Origin of the sequence: Paracoccus salipaludis, from assembly GCF_002287065.1 — a bacterium.
GTDB classification, from domain to species: Bacteria; Pseudomonadota; Alphaproteobacteria; order Rhodobacterales; family Rhodobacteraceae; genus Paracoccus; species Paracoccus salipaludis.
Window position 1 is genome coordinate 1 of record NZ_NSJZ01000122.1, and the last position, 569, is coordinate 569.

Below are 569 nucleotides of genomic sequence, written 5' to 3' on the forward strand. Positions count from 1 at the left end.
TTCGAGAGGTCTTCCGGACTTTGAAGCCTATTGATATATCGATAGCCAATTCGGATCATAACTGTCGGCTGAACCGTATCGGCCAGAGCATTCAGGATAAAACCGAACCGCTTAATAAAGTCGATGTGCCCATTGTAATCTTTAGTCTCTAGCGTAATTGCATTTGCTGCGAGAACAACGCGCCACTTTTTATCAACACTACTAAAGTTCCAATGGACCTCAGTGCCACTAATCTCCGGTGCACTGCCCGGTATAGGTAGAGGCACTGCTTCTATCCTTTCTACAAAAGGATAGACTTTTCGAATGCGGTCCTGAAACTCTACTATATAGCTGTCATCCCTGATGCGCATAATAGAGGGGAATTGAACTTGAGCTATGACGTACGCAATTGGTGCATTAGCGAGCGTCATCCTTTCTGGGATGATTCCAAATAGCGGATCATCTACAGAATTGTTCATTTTGTCCCCTCCTGAGGTCAGGAAACCCGATTCGCGGTGTGAAGTACAGTGTGAAGTGGGAGATTGGTAGCCGCTTAACGTTGATACTTTGGAAAAGGTCCGAACGTTGCC

At 45.9% G+C, this 569-nt stretch carries 1 protein-coding gene; it reads right to left on the reverse strand.

Annotation, left to right across the window (positions count from 1 at the left end):
• Positions 1–458, reverse strand: a 458-nt coding sequence (locus CK240_RS17835) for a TIGR04255 family protein (protein ID WP_135058963.1), incomplete at its 3' end; no start/stop codon positions are given.
• Between the last annotated feature and the right edge of the window lie 111 nt (positions 459–569).